The following is an 18,624-nucleotide window of genomic DNA, read 5'->3' as shown; positions in this document are numbered from 1 at the left end:
TGGCGCGAGGGCGCCGACAACGGTGTCACTAGGATGGCCCGCGCCGGGAGGGCTTCCCGTCCCGTCCCGCACGACCCGAGAGGCACATCCTGATGGCGGACCGCGACGCCCACCCGCTCGACGACCCGGTGGGCGCGTCACTGCGCGGGCGCCACGCGCACCTCGCCCGCCGGCTCGGCGACGCGGTCGCGTACCGGCAGGACGTGGCGACCTTCTGCTCGGTGCCGGCCGACCCGGACGAGCGGGCGTGGGCCGACCTCGCCCGGCTGCTCGGGCCGGGTGAGCTGGCCGACCTGTTCAGCCTCCCGGCGACCCCGCCGCCGGACTGGGAACCGGTCTTCTCCGTCGAAGGACGCCGGCTGATCTGGCCCGGCGGCCCGCCTCCCGCCGGGTCCGGCGAGGTCGCCGAGCTGGGCGACGACAGCGTCCCCGAGATGCTCGACCTGGTCGCCCGGACGCGGCCGGGGCCGTTCTGGCCGCGTACCCGCGAGATGGGCGTCTACCTCGGCGTCTTCGACGGCGGGAAGCTGGTGGCGATGGCGGGCGAGCGGCTGCGGCCGCCGGGCTGGACCGAGATCAGCGCCGTCTGCACCGCGCCCGAGGCGCGCGGCCGCGGGCACGCGGCCCGCCTGGTCGGCGCCCTCGTCTCGCGGGTCCTGGCCCGCGGCGACCGTCCCTTCCTGCACGTGGCCGAGGCCAACACCGGCGCGATCGCCCTCTACGAGCGGCTCGGTTTCCGGACCCGCGGGCCCGTGACCTTCCGGGGTTTCCGCACCCCCTGACGGCCCCGGCGGGCGCCCGGATCCGTCACGGAAAAACGCGTTGCCGTGGACGCCCGGCGAAACGTATGGTTTTGCGCTCGTGGTCACAGTGGTGGAGCGGGTCCTGCCGGCCCGATTGGGTACAGGGTTCCGATGGTTGCTGGCGTCGAGCTGGCTGACGAATCTCGGTGACGGGATCGCGGCCGCCGCGGGCCCCCTGCTGATCGCGACGTTGACCCGCGACCCGCTGATGATCTCGCTGTCCGCCCTGGTGAGCTGGGCGCCGCCGCTGATGTTCAGCCTGTACGCGGGCGTCCTGTCCGACCGGCACGACCGCCGCAGGATCGTGCTCGTCGCGAACGCCGTACGGGCCGTGGTGCTGGCGGCGCTCGTCGTGCTCATGGCGACCGGCACCGTGACCGTGGTGACGGCGCTGGTGGCGCTCACGCTGCGGTCCGTCGCCGAAGTGTTCGCCGACAACGCGACGTCCACGCTGACGCCCATGATGGTCAGCAGGGACGACCTGATCATCGCCAACGCCCGCCTCGGCACCGGGTTCATCACGCTCAACCAGCTCGCCGGGCCGCCGGTCGGCGCGGCGCTGTTCGGACTGGGGCTGACCTGGCCGTTCGCGGGCCAGCTGATCCTGGTGCTGGCGGGGATGGTCCTGGTCTCCCGCATCACGCTGCCGCCCCGCGACCGGCCGGCCGGCGCGCCGCGGCCGGACACCCTGCGGGAGCTCGTCGCCGGGTTCAGCTGGACCGTCAGGCATCCGGCGGTCCGCACGCTGGCGCTCACCATCCTGATCTTCAACTTCACCTTCGGCGCGGCCTGGTCGGTCCTCGTCCTCTACACCCAGGAGCAGCTCGGCCTCGGCGCGATGGGGTTCGGGCTGATGACCACCATCGGCGGGATCGGCGGCCTGATCGGCACCGGCCTGTACGGGGCCGTCACCCGCAGGGTGAGCCTCGGCGCGCTGATGCGGATCGGGCTCATCATCGAGACACTCACCCACCTGGGCCTGGCGCTGACGCATTCGCCGTGGGTCGCCGGAGCCATCTTCCTGGTGTTCGGCGCGCACGCCTTCATCTGGGGCACGACCTCGGGCACCGTCCGCCAGCGCGCGGTGCCGCAGGAGTTGCAGGGCCGGGTGGGCAGCGTCAACACCGTCTGCGTCTACGCCGGTCTGGTGGTCGGCTCGGTGATCGGCGGCGTGCTGGCCACCCGCTTCGGCGTCGCGGCGCCCTTCTGGTTCGCCTTCGCCGGTTCGGCGGTGTTCGTCGTGCTGCTGTGGCGTCAGCTCATGCTGATCGCCCACGACGACTGACCCGCCCGCCGGCGGACTCGGAGCACGTCGTGCAGCCGGACGCTCGTCTCACTTGAGCGGGTCGTGTCCCCAGTTCATCAGCGAGTGGCGCCACCGCGTCCCCCGGACGTCGCCGGACGGGCGTTGCGCCAGGTGCCGGTGGATGTAGCCGATGACCTTGGTCATGTGCTCGTAGTCGTGGCCGTTCAAGGACGACTTCCCCTTGCGGAGGAGCCGGACGATCTCGCGGCCGGAGGCGTGCCCGGTCGACTCGCCGCCGTCCCGCTTCTGGCCGGCCTCCTTCGACTCGTCGGTGTCCAGCCAGCGTTCCAGCTCCTTGGCGGTCATGTTCACCGCCTCGCCGAACTCGGCCGCCACGTCCCGGTCGCCGCTCATTTCGCGTCCTTGTCCTCGCGCAGGGCCGACGGCTTGTGCACGGCCTTGCGCCCGCTCCTGTCGCTGCGCACGACGTACTGCGGGTCGCCGGGCGAGGCCGCGACCGTGCGGCCCGCCTCCTTCGTCCTCTTGGTGATCTTCTTCTCCACCTTGCCACGGGCCGTGGACCCGTGGCTCTTCCAGGAGACCTCGTCACCCACGGACGGATCGTCCTTGCGCTTGCCGGTCATAGAACCCGCGCTACCCCGCCCCCCTCCCGCACTCGGCCCCGGAGGCAAACCTTCCTTTACCGTCGGCGCCCCGGTCAGGCGTCGATCGCCTGGTAGAGCGTGGTCCAGAAGTCGTGGACGAGCCGGGCCGAGTCCGGCGTGGACATGCCGACCTGGGTGAGCAGGATCCCGGTGAGCCCGTTCTCGGGGTCGGCGTAGGTGGAGGTGCCGCTGCCGCCGTCCCAGCCGAACTGGCCGACGGGCGCGTAGTCGCCGCGATACGTGCGCACCGCCATCCCGAGGCCCCAGCCGCCGTGCTGGCCCTGGCCGAAGGAGATGTGCACGTTGTCGACCGCCATCGCGTGCCGGGCGGCCTGCTGGGCGGGCGTGAGGCGGTTGGTGGTCATCAGCTCGACGGCGGGCCGCGACAGGACGCGCTCGCCGTCGTGCGTGCCACCGTTCAGCAACATGCGGAAGTAGGCGTGGTAGTCGTCCACCGTGGACGACAGCCCGCCGCCGCCGCCCTGGAACGCCGGGGGCTCGCTGTGACGTCCGCCCTGAGCCTCGTCCCAGACGTGGAACTCGCCCGTCGCCGGGTCGGGGGCGTACAGGGGAGGCAGCCGGTCGAGCTTGCCCGCGGGCACGTCGAAGCCGGTGTCCTTCATGCCCAGCGGCTCGAAGACGCGTTCGTTCAGGAACGTCCCGAACGGCCGGCCCGTGACCCTGGCCACCAGCACGCCGAGCAGGTCGCTGGCGATGTGGTACTGCCAGCGCTCCCCGGGCTGGTGCATCAGCGGCAGCTCGCCCAGGCGGCGCATCCACTCGTCCGGCTCGGGCATCGGCGTCGGCAGGTCGGGCGTGAGACCCTGCCCGAACACCGCGTTCATGATCGGGGTGCCCAGCGACGTCATGTCCATGCCGAGCCCGAACGTGGAGGTCAGCACGTCGCGCACGGTGATCGGCCGGCGTGCCGGCACGGTGTCGTCCAGCGGGCCGTCCACGCGGGTGAGCACCCGCCGGTCGGCCAGTTCGGGCAGCCACGGCTCGACCACGTCGTCCAGCCGCAGCCGGCACTCGTCCAGCAGGACCATCGCCGCCGCCATCGTCACCGGCTTGGACGTGGACGCCATCCGGAAGATCGTGTCCCGGCTCATCGGCGCGCCGCCGTCGTGCCGCATCGTCCCCATCGCCTCGACGTGCGTCTCCTCACCCCGGCCGACCAGGGCGACCAGGCCGGGGATCCGCCCCGAGTCCACATGCCGCGCCAGCACGTCGTGCAGCCTGCCCAGCCCGGCCTTCGAGAAGCCGCCGTTGCCGTTGCCCGTCATCGTTCTCCCTCGTCCCGTGAGCGCCGATCCGCTCATGGGGTAAACCTTCGCCGACCGTCCTGACACCGGACTGTCGGCGCCCTGACGCCGCCGCTGACATCCGCGGGAGCGCGCGAGGGCGGGCCGCCTGCTGCTCACGAGTGGCCGAATCGTAAAGTGAGCAGGATTGCACCAGTGATGTAGGGAGTCCTTCTTGCACGAGAAACTGTCGTCGATCTACGACAACGTCCTGCGCCGGAACCCCGGCGAGGTCGAGTTCCACCAGGCGGTGCGCGAGGTGCTCGAAAGCATCGGCCCGGTTCTCGGCAAGCATCCCGAGTACGCCGAATCGAAGATCATCGAGCGGATCTGCGAGCCCGAGCGTCAGATCATCTTCCGGGTGCCGTGGGTGGACGACCGTGGCGAGGTGCAGATCAACCGTGGCTTCCGGGTGGAGTTCAACAGCGCGCTCGGGCCGTACAAGGGCGGGCTGCGCTTCCACCCGTCGGTCTACCTGGGCATCGTCAAGTTCCTCGGGTTCGAGCAGATCTTCAAGAACGGCCTGACCGGCCTGCCCATCGGCGGCGGCAAGGGCGGCTCGGACTTCGACCCCAAGGGCCGCTCCGACCGCGAGGTGATGAGCTTCTGCCAGAGCTTCATGACCGAGCTCTACCGGCACATCGGCGAGTACACCGACGTCCCGGCCGGTGACATCGGCGTCGGCGGGCGCGAGGTCGGCTATCTGTTCGGCCAGTACAAGCGCATCACCAACCGCTACGAATCCGGCGTGATCACCGGCAAGGGCCTGGTCTACGGCGGCGCGCAGGTACGCACCGAGGCCACCGGCTACGGCTGCACGTTCTTCGTGGAGGAGATGCTCAAGGCCCGCGGCACGTCGTTCGACGGCAAGCGGGTCGTCGTGTCGGGCTCCGGCAACGTGGCCATCTACACGATCGAGAAGGTCGAGCAGCTCGGCGGCGTCGTGGTGGCCTGCTCCGACTCCTCCGGCTACGTCCTCGACGAGAAGGGCATCGACCTGGACCTGCTCAAGCAGGTCAAGCAGGTCGAGCGGGGCCGTCTGGAGGCGTACGCGGAGCGCCGGGGCGAGCACGCCGTCTTCGTCCCGGACCGCAGCGTGTGGGAGGTGCCCTGCGAGGTGGCGATGCCGTCCGCCACGCAGAACGAGATCACCGGCCGGGACGCCGCGTTCATGGTGGACAACGGCTGCCTCGCGGTCGGCGAGGGCGCCAACATGCCGACCACGCCCGAGGGCATCAAGGTGTTCCTGGAGGCGGGCGTCTCGTTCGGGCCGGGCAAGGCCGCCAACGCGGGCGGGGTGGCGACCAGCGCGCTGGAGATGCAGCAGAACGCCAGCCGCGACTCGTGGACGTTCGAGTTCTCCGAGCGCCGCCTCCGGGAGATCATGCAGGACATCCACGGCCGCTGCCTGCAGACCGCCGACGAGTACGGCATGCCGGGCAACTACGTGGCCGGCGCCAACATCGACGGCTTCCGCCGGGTCGCCGACGCCATGCTCGCCCTGGGCCTGATCTGACCCGCGCGCACGGCTGACCCGCCGCCGGCCGGCTGTGCCTGACAGCGGGCGACGTGCGGACGGACCCCGGGTCCGGCCGCACGCCTGGCGGCGGGTCGGCGGTCAGGCCGGAGTGGTGGGGTCGAGCTGGTGGTCGGCCCAGACGTAGGTCTCGGGCAGCAGGTCGGCGACGGGGACCGCCCGGAGGCGGTCACCGCCGCCCACGATCACCTTGAGGGCCGGGAAGTAGTCCAGCAGCACCTGACGGCAACGGCCGCACGGCGGGACGACTCCCCGGTCACGGTCCCCCACGGCGACGATCGTGTCCAGCTCGTAGGCGCCCTGGGCGGCGGCCGTGCCGATGAGCACCAGCTCGGCGCAGGGTCCTCCGGTGAAGTGGTAGGCGTTCACGGCGGTGATGATCCGGCCGTCCCGGGCGCGGGCGGCGGCCGCCATGGTGTGGTTGTCGCCCCGGCAACGAGTACGGGCGACCTCCGCGGCGGCCTGGACGAGCTCGTTGTCGGCGTGGTGGCCGGTCAAGCCCGGGCCTGCTCGCGCAGGAACGCGACGATCAGTTCGGTGACCTCGGCCGGGCGTTCCATGCTCGCCAGGTGGCCCGCCCAGGGCAGCTCGACGTTGCGGGCGGCGGGCAGGTCGGCCTCGGTGTGCCGGAAGTCGACGGCGTCGTGCGCGCCCGACACGGCCAGGCACGGCATCGTCACGACCGACGGCTCGATCGCGACCTTGACCGGCCCGACGACCCCCTCGGCGAGCTGGAGCTCGTAGGCGCGCACCTGCATCTCGTGCACGGCCCGCCCGGCCTCCTCGCCGGCGTCGGGGCCCAGCCAGCGGTCGACCATCAGCTGCGAGGCGGCCGCCAGATCGCCCGCCTCGACCAGCTCCTCCTCGCGTTCTCCGAGTGCGCGCAGGTCGGCGCTCGGCTCCCGCCAGGGCAGCGCGGCGGAGAGCAGGACCAGCGCCTCCACCCGCTCAGGGCTGCCGGCGGCGACCTCCAGCGCCACCTTCCCGCCGTAGGAGGAACCGACCAGGAAGAACCGGTCGATGCCCAGGCTGTCGAGCAGGTCGAGAACATCGCCCGAGTTGCTGTACGGCTCGGTGGGCAGCGGGCTCTGCCCGAAACCGCGCAGGTCGCATCGGACCACCCGGAACCCGGCGGCGATCAGGGGCTCCCACTGGGGGTCCCACATGCGCCGGTCGCACACCCCCGCGTGCAGGAGGAGCAGGGCCGGTCCGTCACCCGCGACATCATGAGAAATCATCATCGCGCAGACGTTACCAGCCATTCAGTGACCGGTTCGTCCCCTTTTTTACGGCACCCGCGCCCTGTCCGGCGACCCGGGCCATCCAGGACGTCACCCCCAGCACCACCACCGCCGGCACGCTCAGCAGCACCGCGTTCAGCAGGTAGCCGGCCCCCGGAAGCCCGCCCACGTAGACGCCGACCATCGGCAGCAGCACCACCAGGGCACGGCGCCCGACCGGCGACCGCAGCGCCAGCCCCGCGGCCACCACCGCCAGGGCCCACATGGGCGGGTAGGCCCATCGGGACGAGACGGCCGCGCCGGCCGCCGCAGCCCCGAGGAGCACGGCCATCCACCTCAGCAGCCGCCGCCCGCCCAGCGGGCCGGGCCCGGGAGACGGCGCGAGGAGCAGCATCGCCCCGCACAGCACCAGGGGCAGCGCCGAGATCGCCATCCCGCCGAAGTCGAACGGCACGCCTCCGATCAGGAGCACCCCGTCGCCGGTCACGCTGGACGTGAACGACGCGTTGACCCACCCGCGCACCCCCAGGGTCACCAGCGCGTACGCCCACGCGCAGACGGCCGCCGCACCGGCCTTCCCGCGCCAGGCCAGCACCACCACGACCGCGTACGGCAGGGCGTAGGTGAGCATGCGCAGGAACTGCGGGAACTCGTCCGCCACGAAGGGGCGCTGCCATGTCGCCGCTCCGAACATGGCGGCCCGCGCGAGCGCCGTCAACAGGAGCGCGACGGGCACCAGGAGGGCGGCGGCGTCGACCGCGGCCCGCCACTGGGCGCCGGCCCCGCGCCGCACCCTGATGGCCAGGCCGCCCCGCACCAGGTCGAACGTGTCGCGCACCCCGGGCCGCCGCCGGCCGGGCTCCGCGCCCGCCACCAGCACCGCGATCATCTCCTCCTCGTGCAGGGCCCGATGCTCGGCCGGGTACCACCGGACCAGCAGCCGCCGGTAGCGCCGTTCCAGGGACGTCATCGCGACCTCCCTGCCCCGCCGAAGGCCGCCGACGGCCCGCCGAGCGCTCCCGGCGGCCCCGCGAACGCCCCGAGCGGCCCGGCGAACGCCGATCCCAGCCCTCCGCCGGGCTGCCACGCCGCCCGGCCGCGCAGCCGGGCCGTGGCCGTCTCCGCGTTGTGCCGCAGTTGCTCGGCCTCGGCCGCCAGCCGGAGCTCGCCCTCGGGCGTCAGCCTGTAGTGGCGCCGCGCCCGCCCGTCGACGACCTCCTCCCGGTCGGCCGCCACCAGCCCTTCGGCCTGGAGCCGGTCGAGGGCGGCGTAGAGGGTGCCGGCCCGCAGCCGCACCCGCTCGGCGGAGATCCGCACGACGTCGGTGATGATGCCGTAGCCGTGCTGCGGCCCGGCCGCGAGCGCGGTCAGGATGAGGAACGTCGGCTCCTGCATCGCCCTTGAAGTCATGCCGACGATATATACCGATGATCAGAGCGAGCCGCAACTCCGGCATGCGAAAAAACCGCCGGTCCCGCGAGCGAAGTGCGAGCCCGGGGTGCGGAGGGACGGCAGGTCCCCCCGCACCGGGAGCCCTACGGGAGCGGGATCGCGCGGTCCAGGGCGGGCGGGGTCAGCGGTCCCTGTCGCAGGTAGGCCCGCATGGCCTCGTAGTCGCGGTTGCCGCGCACCGCGTCGGTGTACCCGGCGAAGGCCGTGTAGCCGTCGGCGCCGATCAGCGTGTACGCCAGCGCCGCCAGCCGGTACGTCCTGCCGGTGTCGAGCGGCTGCCCGTTGATCACCACGTCCGCGGGGTTGATCCGGTCCCCCACAGGCCGGTTCGGGGAGTAGGAGAAGCGGACGTTCTTGGACACGGCCAGCGGCGCGAACTTCACGGTGCCGTCGGCCTGCGTCTGCCACTGCTGCTCAAGGGCCTGCTCGATCTGCGCGCCCTTGACCGAGACGGTGAGCACCGGGTTGGCGTAACCCCATGCCGCCCAGGACTCGCCCATGAGCACCCGGCCGTCGGCGTCGGCGGGGTTCGTGCCCTTGGCGAACTTCAGGTCGCCGCGCAGCGAGTTCGAGCCCTTGGTCGGCGCCACGGCCGCCATGGCCAGGTCGGCCTTGCCGCCCTCGGTCTGCTGCGAGTCGTAGTACTCCACGTCGGCCACGGTGTTGCCGAGCGTGCTCTGCCCGGTCGCGTCGCGGGTCCTGGTGAGGTCGCCGGTGATGGTCCCGTAGGGCTTGGCGTAGGTCTCCTTGGTCTTGGCGTTCCAGTGGTCGACCAGCTTGACCATGGCGGGATCGGGGGTGACGTCGCGGGTCACGGGGTGGTTGACCGCGGTGGTCTCGGGCCTGATGACGTCACGGGTGCGGCGGTCGAGCTTCAGGTTGATCTCGCTGATGAGGCGGCCGTGGTTGGCGGCCTCGACGACCGGGCGGAGGTTACCGGCGGGGTCGGGGAGCGAGCAGGTGAAGTACCAGTGCCAATGGCCCGTGACGATGACGTCGATGTCGGCCGAGGCGTTCTTGGCGAAGTCCCAGATCGGCCCGCCCTTCGGCTCGCCGCAGCCGTTGTAGTCCTCCCCGGCCTTGCCGCCCTCGTGCACGTTGGCGACGATGGCCTTGACGCCGCGCGCCTTGAGGATGGCGGCGTACTTGTCGGCCGTCTCCACCAGCGGCAGGTTGTCCAGCGACGGCTGGTAGGAGGTGGAGCCGTCCACGGTGGTGGGCGTGGTCAGGTTGATGAACCCGACGGGGATGCCCTGGAAGCGCTTGATCACGTACGGCGGGAGCACCGGCCGGTCGTCGCCCTTCTGGACGATGTTGGCCGTGGAGAAGGTGAAGTCGGCGCCGGAGAACTGCTGCCCGTCGGAGTCGGTGAAGCAGCTGTCGAGCCCGATCTCGCCGAAGCACTCGCCCTTGCCCATGTGGTCGCGCAGGAAGCCCAGCGACCGGTCCAGCTCGTGGTTCCCGACCGCGGTGAACTCCACCTTGATCTTGTTCAGGAACTCGATGGTGGGCTCGTCGGCGTGGTAGGACACCTCGGTCGGCCAGCCGCTGAAGTTGTCACCGCTGGCGAACGTGACCGTGTTCCTGCGGCCTTGCCTGAGCCGGTCGAGATGCGTCGCGATGTACGGCGCGCCACCCACCACCAGGGTGTTCCCCTGCGGATCCTTGATCGTGCCGTCGGTGGCGTTGGACTGCGGGGTGATGTAGCCGTGGAAGTCGGTCAAGGACAGCAGCTGCACGTCCACGGGCTTCGGCTCGGCCTGTGCGGGTGTGGCTGTCGAGGCCAGAGTGACGCCTAAGGCGACTACGATCCACTTACGGAACGAAGACACACTTGCTCCTCAATAGGTGAAATATCGGGATAAAAGGCTTGCGGATCAGCCCTTCGAGCCGGTGAACGCGATCCCCGCGATCAGCTGCCGTTGCATGACCACGAAGAGAACGATCACCGGCAGCGAGGCCACGACGGACCCGGCGAAGAGGATGGGGTAGTTGGTCAGGTACTGGCCGCGCAGCGAGGCCAGCCCGGCGGAGAGCGTCATCATCTCCGGGTCGGTGTTGACCACCAGCGGCCAGAGCAGGCTGCTCCAGGACCACATGACGGTCAGCAGGCCGAGCGCCAGCAGGCCGGGCCGCACCAGCGGCAGCATGATCCACCAGTAGATCTGCAGCGGGTTGGCGCCGTCCAGCCGCGCCGCCTCGTCCAGCTCCTTGGGCAGGGTCTTGAAGAACTGCCGCAGCAGGAACGTGCCGAAGGCCCCGAAGACGCCGGGGGCGATGAGCGCCTGGAGGCTGTTGAGCCACCCGAGCCCCTGCATGATCTCGTACCGCGGGAGCAGGAACAGCTCCCCCGGCACCATCAGCACGGCCAGGAACAGCATGAAGACCAGCCCGCGCCCGGGGAACTCCAGCCGCGCGAAGGCGAAGGCCGCCAGCGAGCACAGCAGGAGCTGCCCGGCCGTCACCGCCACCGTCACGATCACCGTGTTGAGGAACTGCCGCCCGAGCGGCACGGTCTGGAACACGTCGGCGAAGTTGTGCCACTGCCAGGAGGGGACCGCCGTGGGCGGCACCCGCATCGACTCGGTCATGGTCTGCAGCGAGACCACGAGCTGCCAGACGAACGGCGTGATCATGATCAGCCCGCCGGCCAGCAGGACCGCGTGCACGATCCAGCGCCTACTCATAGTGCACCCACCGCTTCTGCAGCCTGAACTGGACGGCGGTCAGCAGGAGGATCAGGGCCAGCAGCACGACCGCGATCGCGGCGGCGTAGCCGCGGCTGTTCTGCACGAAGCCCTGCTCGTAGAAGAGGTAGACGATGGTGCGGCTCCCCGCCAGCGCCGGGCTCTTGGTGTCGATCATGAGGTAGACCAGGTCGAACACCTGCAACGCGTTGATCAGCGTGATCACCGTGACGAAGAACGTGGTGGGTGTGAGCAGCGGCAGCGTGATGCGGAAGAACTGCCGCAACCTGCCCGCGCCGTCGATCGAGGCGGCCTCGTAGTAGTGCTTGGGGATGCCCTGCAACCCGGCCAGGAACAGCACCGCGTTGTACCCGAGCGAGGTCCAGATCCCGACCACCGCGATCGCGTAGATCGCGAACTCGGGGTCGGACACCCAGTAGGGCCCGTCGATGCCCACCTGGGCGAGCAGGTAGTTGATCGGCCCGAAGTCGCCGTTGTACAGGTAGCGCCAGGTCAGGCCGACGGCGGCGGGCATGGTGACCACCGGCAGGAAGTACAGCGTGCGATAGAAGCCGAGCCCGCGCAGCCCCGGCACGTTGAGCAGCGCCGCGATCACGATCGACAGCGGCACCCCGATCAGCACGAGCACGGAGTAGAGCAGCGTGTTGCGCAGCGCGCCGACCATCTCCTCGTCGCCGAAGAGGGCGACGAAGTTGTCCAGGCCGACCCACGTCTGCCCGCCGAACACGCCGGACTCGGTGAAGCTGAGATAGAGCGTCTGGACGATCGGCCACAGGTAGAACACGGCCAGCCCGAGGGCCATGGGCGCGATCAGCGCGTAACCCCAGAGCCAGTCGCGGCGCGACCGCCGCCCCGTCGGGGCCGCCGCCCCGACGGCGGCGGCCCGTTCCTCGGTCAGCACCATCGGCTACTCCTTGGCCAGGATCTCGTTCATCTGCGCGGCGATCTCCTTGGCCGCCTCCGCGGTCGGCCGCTTGCCCGCCCACGCCTCGGCCAGGACCTTGTTCTGCACGTCCTGCCACTTGGCGGTGTTGAGGGAGACGGGGTACGGCACGCCGTTCGGGATCGAGGCGTCGAACGTCTCCTTCAGGCGGTAGTTCGGGAAGGCGTTGAACCAGCCGTCCTGGGTGCCCGCGCGGGAGGAGACCGAGGCGCCGCCGGCGTCGCTGAGGATCTTCTCGGCCTCGTCGGAGGAGAGGAACTGGGCGAACTGCGCGCTCTCGGCCGGGTGCTCGCTCTTGGCCGAGACGGCGTTGGCCAGGCCGAGCAGGATGACGGCCTCCTGCGCGGGCCCCTTGGGCAGCGGCGCCACGTCGACCTTGTCGCCGCGCTCGGTGTTGGCCTTGAACGTGGTGGCGAGCCAGGAGCCGCCGTAGTACATGGCGTACTTGCCGGTCATGAACAGTTGCACCGGGCTGGTGTCGGTGGTCGCCTGGGCGGGCGGGGCGACCTTGTCCTTGTTGATCATGTCGGTCCAGAACTCCAGGCCCTGGATCGAGCCGGGCTCGTCGAAGCCCGACTTCTTGCCGTCGGCGGAGATGACGTGGCCGCCGGCCTGGACCATCGTGGGGTAGAAGCCGCCCTGGTCCCACAGGGGGGCCAGCAGGCCGTACTGCTTCTTGGCCGGGTCGGTCAGCTTCTTGGCGGCGGCCCGCAGGTCGTCCCAGGTCCAGTCGGCGGTCGGGTAGGCGACGCCGCCCTTGTCGAAGAGCTCCTTGTCGTACCAGAGCACGGGGACGCCGACGTCACGCGGCATGCCGTAGAGCTTGCCGTCGTAGCGGTAGCCGTCCACGATGGCCTGCGGGAAGGCGCTGACGTCGGCGTTCTCGAAGGGGGCGATCACGCCGCCCTTGGCGTACATCCGGACGTTGAGGCTGTTCATCCAGAAGACGTCGGGGGCCGCGCCGCCGGTGGCCGCGGTCTGGAGCTTGGTCCAGTACTGGTCCCACGGGGTGATCTCAAGCTTGACCGTGACGTCGGGGTGCTGCTTCTGGAAGGCTTCGATGATCTTCTGGGTGCTGGGCTGGTCGTTCTTCTCCCAGATCGCGTAGCTGATCGTGACTTTTCCGGACTTGCTGGTGGTGTCGGTGCCGGAGCCACAACCGGCCAGGGTCATCGCCAGGGCGGCGGCCAATGCCATACGCAGGCGCATGGGCGTTCCTTTTCTCTGTAAGCCGTCGGCGGGCAGGCCGGAGGACGGCGTCGGGGGTGATGATCAGGTCTCGATCTCGGCGGGTCCGCCCGCGCGGGGGCGGCGGGCGGTGAACGGCGGCGGGCTCAGAATCCGGTGTTGGTGAAGCCTGTCCTGGCCACGACGTCGCCGTATCCGTTGACGTCGAAGTCCTCGACGTAGAAGAGGTGGAAGCCGCGGCCGTCGGCGGCGACGGCGGTGCCCGACTGGTCGCCGACCGTGTTCGGGTTCATGCGCTCGCAGGGGAAGCGGCCGGTCGTCGTCCCGTCGGCGTTGAAGCCGCGGGCGTACACCTCGTGGGAGCGGCCGGCGTTCCACGCGTCGGACTCGGTCCAGCCGACCACGAACCGGCCGGTGTCGTCCACGGCCACGGACGGCGTCCCCTGGACGGCGCACCTGTCCACCGAGGACACCTCCCCGCACAGCGGCGGGTACTCCTTGCCGCCGTCGGAGGGCGTGTTCGGCGCGTACTGCCCGAACGCGACGGGGGTCTCCGCGAACCGCTGTCCCAGGGACGGCGTCAGGCCCCGCGTCCGCACCCGCCAGACGGTCGTCACGTCGCCGCCGGTGACCGCCACGTTGTCGCTCCAGGCCACGACGCTGTCGCCGCCCGGGGTCGTGGCCACGGCGGGGGCCAGGTGCTGGGTGGCGGCGTTGGTGTTGATCCTCGTGGCGGGCGCCACGGTCGCGCCGGTCGCCGAGAGCCGCCTGCCGTACACGTCGGGCGCCTGCTGCCAGACCACGGTCGCGGCGCCCGCGCCGTCGACGGCCACGTCCGGCCGGTCGCCCGTACCCACCTGGAGCGGGGCGAAGGCGCGGGCGGTCAGGGAGGAGTAACCGGCCGCGCGGACGGTTCCGCTCGGCCCGTCCTCCCACACCACCGTGAACCCGCCGCCGCCGCGGACCGCGATCCTCGGCCGGGTCTGGTCGCCGCTCCACTGCGGCGCGTTGGCCCAGATCGCCGGGCTCAGCGTGCCCGACGGCGAGAGCCTGCGCACCGCGATGTTGTGCTCGCCGCGGCAGTCGCCGTCCTCGGCCCAGGCGACGTACGCGTTGCCCGCGTCGTCCACGCCGGCCGACGGCTGCACGTGGTTCCAGCCGGTGGCGCAGCCGACCCCGCCCATGGAGACCTTCACGGGGCCGGTCACCGGCTGCCCGTCGCGATAGATGCGCGCGTAGATCTCGGTGCCGTCCAGGGAGGCGCGGTCGCGGTCGTCCTCCCAGGTCACCGCCGTGTAGCCGGAGCGCATGGCGGCCGCCCTGGGGGCGCGCTGGTCGTCGGGGCCGTTGGCGGCCATCTGGAGCCCGGCCCCCGGGTAGGCCCTGGGGACGATCTTGATCATCTCGTCCAGCATGGCGGTGAAGTCCGCGTCGTACAGCGCGTAGGTCGCCGCGTCGTCGACGCGGACGAAGGAGTCGTCCGAGGCGGTCAGGGAGCCGTTGTTGAGGTTGTGGGAGCCGGTGTAGACGTAGCTGCGCCGCGCGCCGCCCGCCGCCGCCGACGGCCCGTCCACCAGGACGATCTTCGAGTGGAGGCCGTCGGGCGCGCAGGTGCCGCCCGCCGGGTAGCGGCAGCCGCCGGGCCGGAAGGTGTGCACCACGATCCCGCCCTTGGCGAGCTCCTGGGCGGTCGCGACCGTCTGGTTGCCCTCGGCCACGAGCACCTGGACGTCGCAGCCCTGCTGCTTCTTCGCCTTGAGCTCCGCGATGACCAGCGGCCGGTCCGTGGCGAACTGCGACTGCGCCACGCGGATCGTGCCGGGGCAGCCCACGTCGCGGATCATGGCCGCGACCAGGTCGGCGCTGCCGTAGGCGGTCTGGTCGTAGGCGGTGTCGCGGGGCTCCATCCAGACCGTGACCTTGCCACTGGTGGAGGTGAACGGCGCCCGCCAGGTGGTCCGCACCCGGGAGGCCAGCGTGTCGAACGCCTGCCGGTAGCCGTCGGCCAGCCCGGCGTCGCCCGTGCTGATCAGCATGTTCTGGTGCATGCCGTTCTCGGGGCTGAGATTCTGCGAGCTCTGCACGACCACGTCGGTCCTGCCGTCCGTGAGCCGGCTGAACACGAAGAACTTGTGGTGGCTGATGTCGGTGTCCGGCCCGTTGCAGCCCCTGTCGCAGAGCGTGACCGGCACGCCGGCGGCGGCCAGCTCGTCGAGCAACGGGTGGGACCCGGACCCTTCGGACACCACCCGCACGTCGACACGCCGGTCGTGCGCCGCCGCCAGAGCGTCCTTGACGGCCTCGATCTCCAGCACGAAGGTCGCCACGCGCAGGGTGGAGTCGGGGGCGGCCAGGTTGATCAGGTCGAGCAGCCTGGTCAGCAGGGAGCCGTCGAGCGTGCCGTCGACGCTCGGCCTGCTGAAGTAGGCCGACACCTGGGGAGCCGCCGCCTGGGCCGGGGCGACCGGTCCGAGCAGGGACAGGCCGACCAGGATGACGAACAGGCGCTTGATCATGACCGCTTCCCTTCGCTGTGGTTCCGCCGCAGGTCGCGGGTCCAGGCAGCCACCTCGGCCTCGGTCTCCGCCCGCTCCCGCGGCCAGCCGCGGACGTCCGGCCGGGTCTGCCACGGCTCGGGGCCGGTCTCCTTGCGGTACTCCACGCCCAGCGCGGCGAGCCGTCGCTCGTGGTGGTACAGCCGTGCCCGGAAGTCCTCGTAGTCGCCTCCGCCGGGGCTCCACACGACCTCGGCGAAGGCCGAGAGCCTGGGGAAGGCCATGTAGTCGAGCGCGCGGGGCGAGTCGATGTGCTCGGTCCAGAGGTTGGCCTGCGCGCCGAGCACGCGGCCGGCCTCGGCCTCCGTCAGCTCCGCGGGCACCGGCTCGTAGGCGTAGACGTCGCGTAAGGAGATCACGCTGCCGATCGGGACCGGCTCGTCGGAGCGGTCCGACTGACGGAAGTCGAGGTAGAGCTCGGTGAAGGGGCAGGTGACCACGTCGTGCCCGGCCTTCGCCGCCACGACCGCGCCGTACGTCCCGCGCCAGGACGCGACCGTCGCCCCCGGCGGCAGGCCACCCTCGATGATCTCGTCCCATCCCAGCAGGCGGCGCCCGCGCGCCGCCAGGTGGTCGGAGAACCGGTGGATGAACCAGCTCTGCAGCTCCGCCTCGTCGCGCAGGCCGAGCTCGCGGATGCGCCGCTGGGCCTGCGGGCTGCGCCGCCACTGCTCCTTGGGGCACTCGTCGCCGCCCACGCAGACGTACTCGCCGGGGAAGATGTCCATGACCTGGTCGAGCACGTCCCGGTAGAAGGCGAGCGTGGCGTCCTCGACGTTGAGCACGTTGGGCGAGACGCCCCATCTGGTGGCGACCTCCAGCCGTTCGTCGAGGTTGCCCAGCTCCGGATAGGCCGCGATGGCCGCCTGCGAGTGTCCGGGCAGCTCGATCTCCGGCACCACGGTGACGAACCGGTCGGCCGCGTACGACACGATCTCCCGCAGGTCCTCCTGCGTGTAGAAGCCGCCGTGCGGGCGGCCGTCGAACATGTCGTCCCGGCGGGAACCGAGGGGGCTCTCCCTGCGCCACGCGCCGACCTCGGTGAGCTTCGGATATCCCGTCACCTCCACCCGCCAGCCCTGGTCGTCGGTGAGGTGCAGGTGCAGCACGTTGAGCTTGTGGGCGGCCAGCAGGTCGATGTACCGCAGCAGGTCGGGCTTGGGCAGGAAGTGCCTGGCCACGTCGATCAGGCAGCCCCGCCACCGGAAGCGCGGCCGGTCGGCGACGGTGACCGGGGCGAGGTGCCAGTCCCGCTCGCCGACCGCGCCGCTGCGGAAGGCGTCGGGAGGAAGCAGCTGGCGCAGGGTCTGCGCGCCGTAGAACGCCCCGGCCGCGTCACCGGCCTCGATGCGCACCCCGTCCGGGCGTACGGTCAGGCGGTAGCCCTCGGGGCCGAGCCCGTCGGTCAGGGTGAGCTCGATCGCGCCGGGCCCCGGCGCTCCGGGAGGCAGCGGCAGGCCGGTCACCGGGAACAGCACGGTACGCAGCCAGCCCTCCACCCGCGAGAGCCCGGGAGGCGCGGCGATCACTGTGGTCGTGGTGAGGGCGAAGGGTTCCCCGCCGTCTCGGGTCAGATGGACGGGTCGCGGCAGCAGCAAGACAGGTCCCTGAGGGGTCGGGGGGTGGGGATCGGCGGTCAGTGACAGGGTGGGCGGCGGGTCGTACCATGGCGCTCGGCTTCCGGTCGCCGCGAACCGCCCGCGGCCACGCCCATGATCTGGCCTCTTTTCTGGGTGAGCGCCTCGATCTGGATTTATGATGTAGCTCACCATTAAGATTCGTCAAGAAGGGTTCTCAGTGACGCTCTCCGTGACCGGCGGCGACCTTCAGCGGCTCCGGCGGCTCAACGCGATCGCCGCGCTCTCGGCCCTGCGCGCGGGCGGGCCGGCGACGCTGACCCAGCTCGCCGAGCGCGCCGACCTGGCCAGAGCCACCATCAAGGTGGTGGTCAAGGACCTGATGGAGCTGGGCTGGGTGATCCAGATGGACCCGAACGGCGGGGAGAAGGGCAGGCCCGCGCGCCGCTACCGGTTCCACGCCGAGGCGGGCCGGGTGCTCGGGCTCGACATAGGAGCGCACAAGGTGCTCGCGGTCGTGGCCGACCTCGACGGCAACGTCCTGCACACCACGCGGGAGCCGGCCTCCCCCGAGCAGCCGCGCACCGAGCGCCTGGCCGCCGTGGACCGGGCCATCGAGTCCTGCCTGACCGGCTCGGGCACCGCCGCCTCCGACGTCTGGCTCGCGGTCGCGGGCAGCACGGGCTATGTCGACCTGCAAGGACGCGTCGTGCTCTCGCGCGCCATCCAGGACTGGTCGGACGTGCCGCTGGCCGACCATCTCGGCGCCCGGCTGCGCTGCCCCGTCCTGGTGGAGAACGACAGCAGGCTCGCCGCGCTGGCCGAGTGCCGCAGGGGCATCGCCCGCGACGCGCGGAACCTGGTCTTCCTGCACGTCGGCCGCCGGGCCGGCGCCGCCGTCGTGCTCGACGGGGTCCCCCTGCGCGGCGGCGGCGGCGCGGCGGGCGAGATCGGCGTGCATCCGCTGTTCAACCTCGGTTACGTGGGCGAGCTCCTGCAGGCCGTCCCCTCGGTCGAGCCCGGCACGCCGCCCGACGCGGTCGCGGGAGCGGTGTTCGAGGCCGCCAGGCGGGGTGACGTCGAGGCACGCCGCGCCGTCCTGCGCTACGTCAAGGTGCTCGCGCTGGCCACCACCGCGATGGCCCTCACCGTCGATCCCGACCTGGTGGTGCTCGGCGGGGGCTTCTCCCGCTCGGCGGACGTGCTCATGGAGCCGCTGCGGGTCGAGCTGGAGACGATGTGCCTGCGCACGCCCGAGCTGCGGGCCTCCGTGCTCGGGGACGAGTGCGTGGCGATCGGGGCCGTGTGCCACGGCGTCGACCATCTGTCCAAGGTCCTCTTCGATCCGGAGACCGACCTGCCGGCCGCGACCTCCCCCTTAATAACGGTTTAGTTCACCGAAAGT

At 71.4% G+C, this 18,624-nt stretch carries 17 protein-coding genes; 4 read left to right on the top strand and 13 right to left on the bottom strand.

All coding sequences use genetic code 11. The features are described from left to right. The first annotated feature begins 92 nt into the window (after window positions 1-92). Together AB0J97_RS23855 and AB0J97_RS23850 are read left to right on the top strand one after the other, a co-directional pair. On the top strand, window positions 93-782 hold the full coding sequence (locus tag AB0J97_RS23855) for a GNAT family N-acetyltransferase (protein ID WP_364092051.1): 690 nt from the start codon (window positions 93-95) through the stop codon (window positions 780-782). Window positions 783-918: 136 nt separating this feature from the next. Then, the gene (locus AB0J97_RS23850; protein ID WP_364092049.1) at window positions 919-2,088 is read left to right on the top strand and encodes an MFS transporter; all 1,170 of its coding nucleotides are present in this window, start codon (window positions 919-921) and stop codon (window positions 2,086-2,088) included. Window positions 2,089-2,136: 48 nt separating this feature from the next. Here the strand turns inward: AB0J97_RS23850 and AB0J97_RS23845 are convergent, their stop codons facing one another. The 3 genes from AB0J97_RS23845 to AB0J97_RS23835 form a co-directional block, all read right to left on the bottom strand. After that, window positions 2,137-2,463: a DUF3140 domain-containing protein gene (locus AB0J97_RS23845; protein ID WP_364092047.1), complete on the bottom strand. Its 327-nt coding sequence runs from the start codon at window positions 2,461-2,463 to the stop codon at window positions 2,137-2,139. Beyond that, complete coding sequence (locus AB0J97_RS23840; RefSeq protein ID WP_364092046.1) at window positions 2,460-2,693, bottom strand: DUF2945 domain-containing protein; 234 nt, start codon at window positions 2,691-2,693, stop codon at window positions 2,460-2,462. The genes AB0J97_RS23845 and AB0J97_RS23840 overlap by 4 nt, the downstream gene beginning before the upstream one ends. Before the next feature lie 74 nt (window positions 2,694-2,767). Further along, window positions 2,768-4,000, bottom strand: coding sequence for a serine hydrolase domain-containing protein (locus AB0J97_RS23835; RefSeq protein ID WP_357707389.1), 1,233 nt, complete (start codon window positions 3,998-4,000; stop codon window positions 2,768-2,770). A 193-nt stretch (window positions 4,001-4,193) separates the two neighbouring features. Here AB0J97_RS23835 and gdhA point away from each other — a divergent pair, with 193 nt between their 5' ends. After that, window positions 4,194-5,534 carry an NADP-specific glutamate dehydrogenase gene (gene gdhA / locus AB0J97_RS23830; protein WP_357707387.1) on the top strand — a complete coding sequence of 447 codons (1,341 nt, stop codon included), beginning with the start codon at window positions 4,194-4,196 and terminating at the stop codon, window positions 5,532-5,534. Between the two features lie 102 nt (window positions 5,535-5,636). On the opposite strand, the gene AB0J97_RS23825 is transcribed toward gdhA, so the two are convergent. From AB0J97_RS23825 to AB0J97_RS23780, 10 genes are all read right to left on the bottom strand, one after another. Then, window positions 5,637-6,053 carry a cytidine deaminase gene (locus tag AB0J97_RS23825; RefSeq protein WP_364092043.1) on the bottom strand — a complete coding sequence of 139 codons (417 nt, stop codon included), beginning with the start codon at window positions 6,051-6,053 and terminating at the stop codon, window positions 5,637-5,639. Beyond that, window positions 6,050-6,796 carry an alpha/beta hydrolase gene (locus AB0J97_RS23820; RefSeq protein WP_357707384.1) on the bottom strand — a complete coding sequence of 249 codons (747 nt, stop codon included), beginning with the start codon at window positions 6,794-6,796 and terminating at the stop codon, window positions 6,050-6,052. The genes AB0J97_RS23825 and AB0J97_RS23820 overlap by 4 nt, the downstream gene beginning before the upstream one ends. Window positions 6,797-6,806: 10 nt before the next feature. Next, window positions 6,807-7,766 (bottom strand): hypothetical protein, encoded by a 960-nt coding sequence (locus AB0J97_RS23815; protein WP_364092041.1) that lies wholly within the window; start codon window positions 7,764-7,766, stop codon window positions 6,807-6,809. Then, on the bottom strand, window positions 7,763-8,206 hold the full coding sequence (locus AB0J97_RS23810; RefSeq protein WP_364092039.1) for a helix-turn-helix transcriptional regulator: 444 nt from the start codon (window positions 8,204-8,206) through the stop codon (window positions 7,763-7,765). The genes AB0J97_RS23815 and AB0J97_RS23810 overlap by 4 nt, the downstream gene beginning before the upstream one ends. 125 nt (window positions 8,207-8,331) lie before the next feature. Continuing rightward, window positions 8,332-9,993, bottom strand: coding sequence for a bifunctional metallophosphatase/5'-nucleotidase (locus tag AB0J97_RS23805; RefSeq protein WP_364092037.1), 1,662 nt, complete (start codon window positions 9,991-9,993; stop codon window positions 8,332-8,334). 132 nt (window positions 9,994-10,125) lie between these two features. After that, window positions 10,126-10,935: a carbohydrate ABC transporter permease gene (locus AB0J97_RS23800; protein ID WP_357707378.1), complete on the bottom strand. Its 810-nt coding sequence runs from the start codon at window positions 10,933-10,935 to the stop codon at window positions 10,126-10,128. Further along, on the bottom strand, window positions 10,928-11,860 hold the full coding sequence (locus AB0J97_RS23795) for a sugar ABC transporter permease (protein WP_364092035.1): 933 nt from the start codon (window positions 11,858-11,860) through the stop codon (window positions 10,928-10,930). Before AB0J97_RS23795 ends, AB0J97_RS23800 begins: the two co-directional genes overlap by 8 nt. Before the next feature lie 3 nt (window positions 11,861-11,863). Beyond that, window positions 11,864-13,108: a sugar ABC transporter substrate-binding protein gene (locus AB0J97_RS23790; protein ID WP_364092033.1), complete on the bottom strand. Its 1,245-nt coding sequence runs from the start codon at window positions 13,106-13,108 to the stop codon at window positions 11,864-11,866. Window positions 13,109-13,233: 125 nt separating this feature from the next. Continuing rightward, window positions 13,234-15,603 carry a phospholipase D-like domain-containing protein gene (locus tag AB0J97_RS23785; protein ID WP_364092031.1) on the bottom strand — a complete coding sequence of 790 codons (2,370 nt, stop codon included), beginning with the start codon at window positions 15,601-15,603 and terminating at the stop codon, window positions 13,234-13,236. Then, complete coding sequence (locus AB0J97_RS23780) at window positions 15,600-17,240, bottom strand: beta-N-acetylhexosaminidase (RefSeq protein WP_364092029.1); 1,641 nt, start codon at window positions 17,238-17,240, stop codon at window positions 15,600-15,602. Before AB0J97_RS23780 ends, AB0J97_RS23785 begins: the two co-directional genes overlap by 4 nt. A 199-nt stretch (window positions 17,241-17,439) precedes the next feature. On the opposite strand from AB0J97_RS23780, the gene AB0J97_RS23775 reads away from it, so the two are divergent. Continuing rightward, on the top strand, window positions 17,440-18,612 hold the full coding sequence (locus AB0J97_RS23775) for an ROK family transcriptional regulator (protein WP_364092027.1): 1,173 nt from the start codon (window positions 17,440-17,442) through the stop codon (window positions 18,610-18,612). Window positions 18,613-18,624: the final 12 nt, after the last annotated feature.

Source organism: Nonomuraea sp. NPDC049607 (assembly GCF_040675375.1).
Lineage (GTDB): Bacteria > Actinomycetota > Actinomycetes > Streptosporangiales > Streptosporangiaceae > Nonomuraea.
Note: the sequence above shows the minus strand (reverse complement) of the source record. Positions and strands in the feature narration are given on the sequence as shown.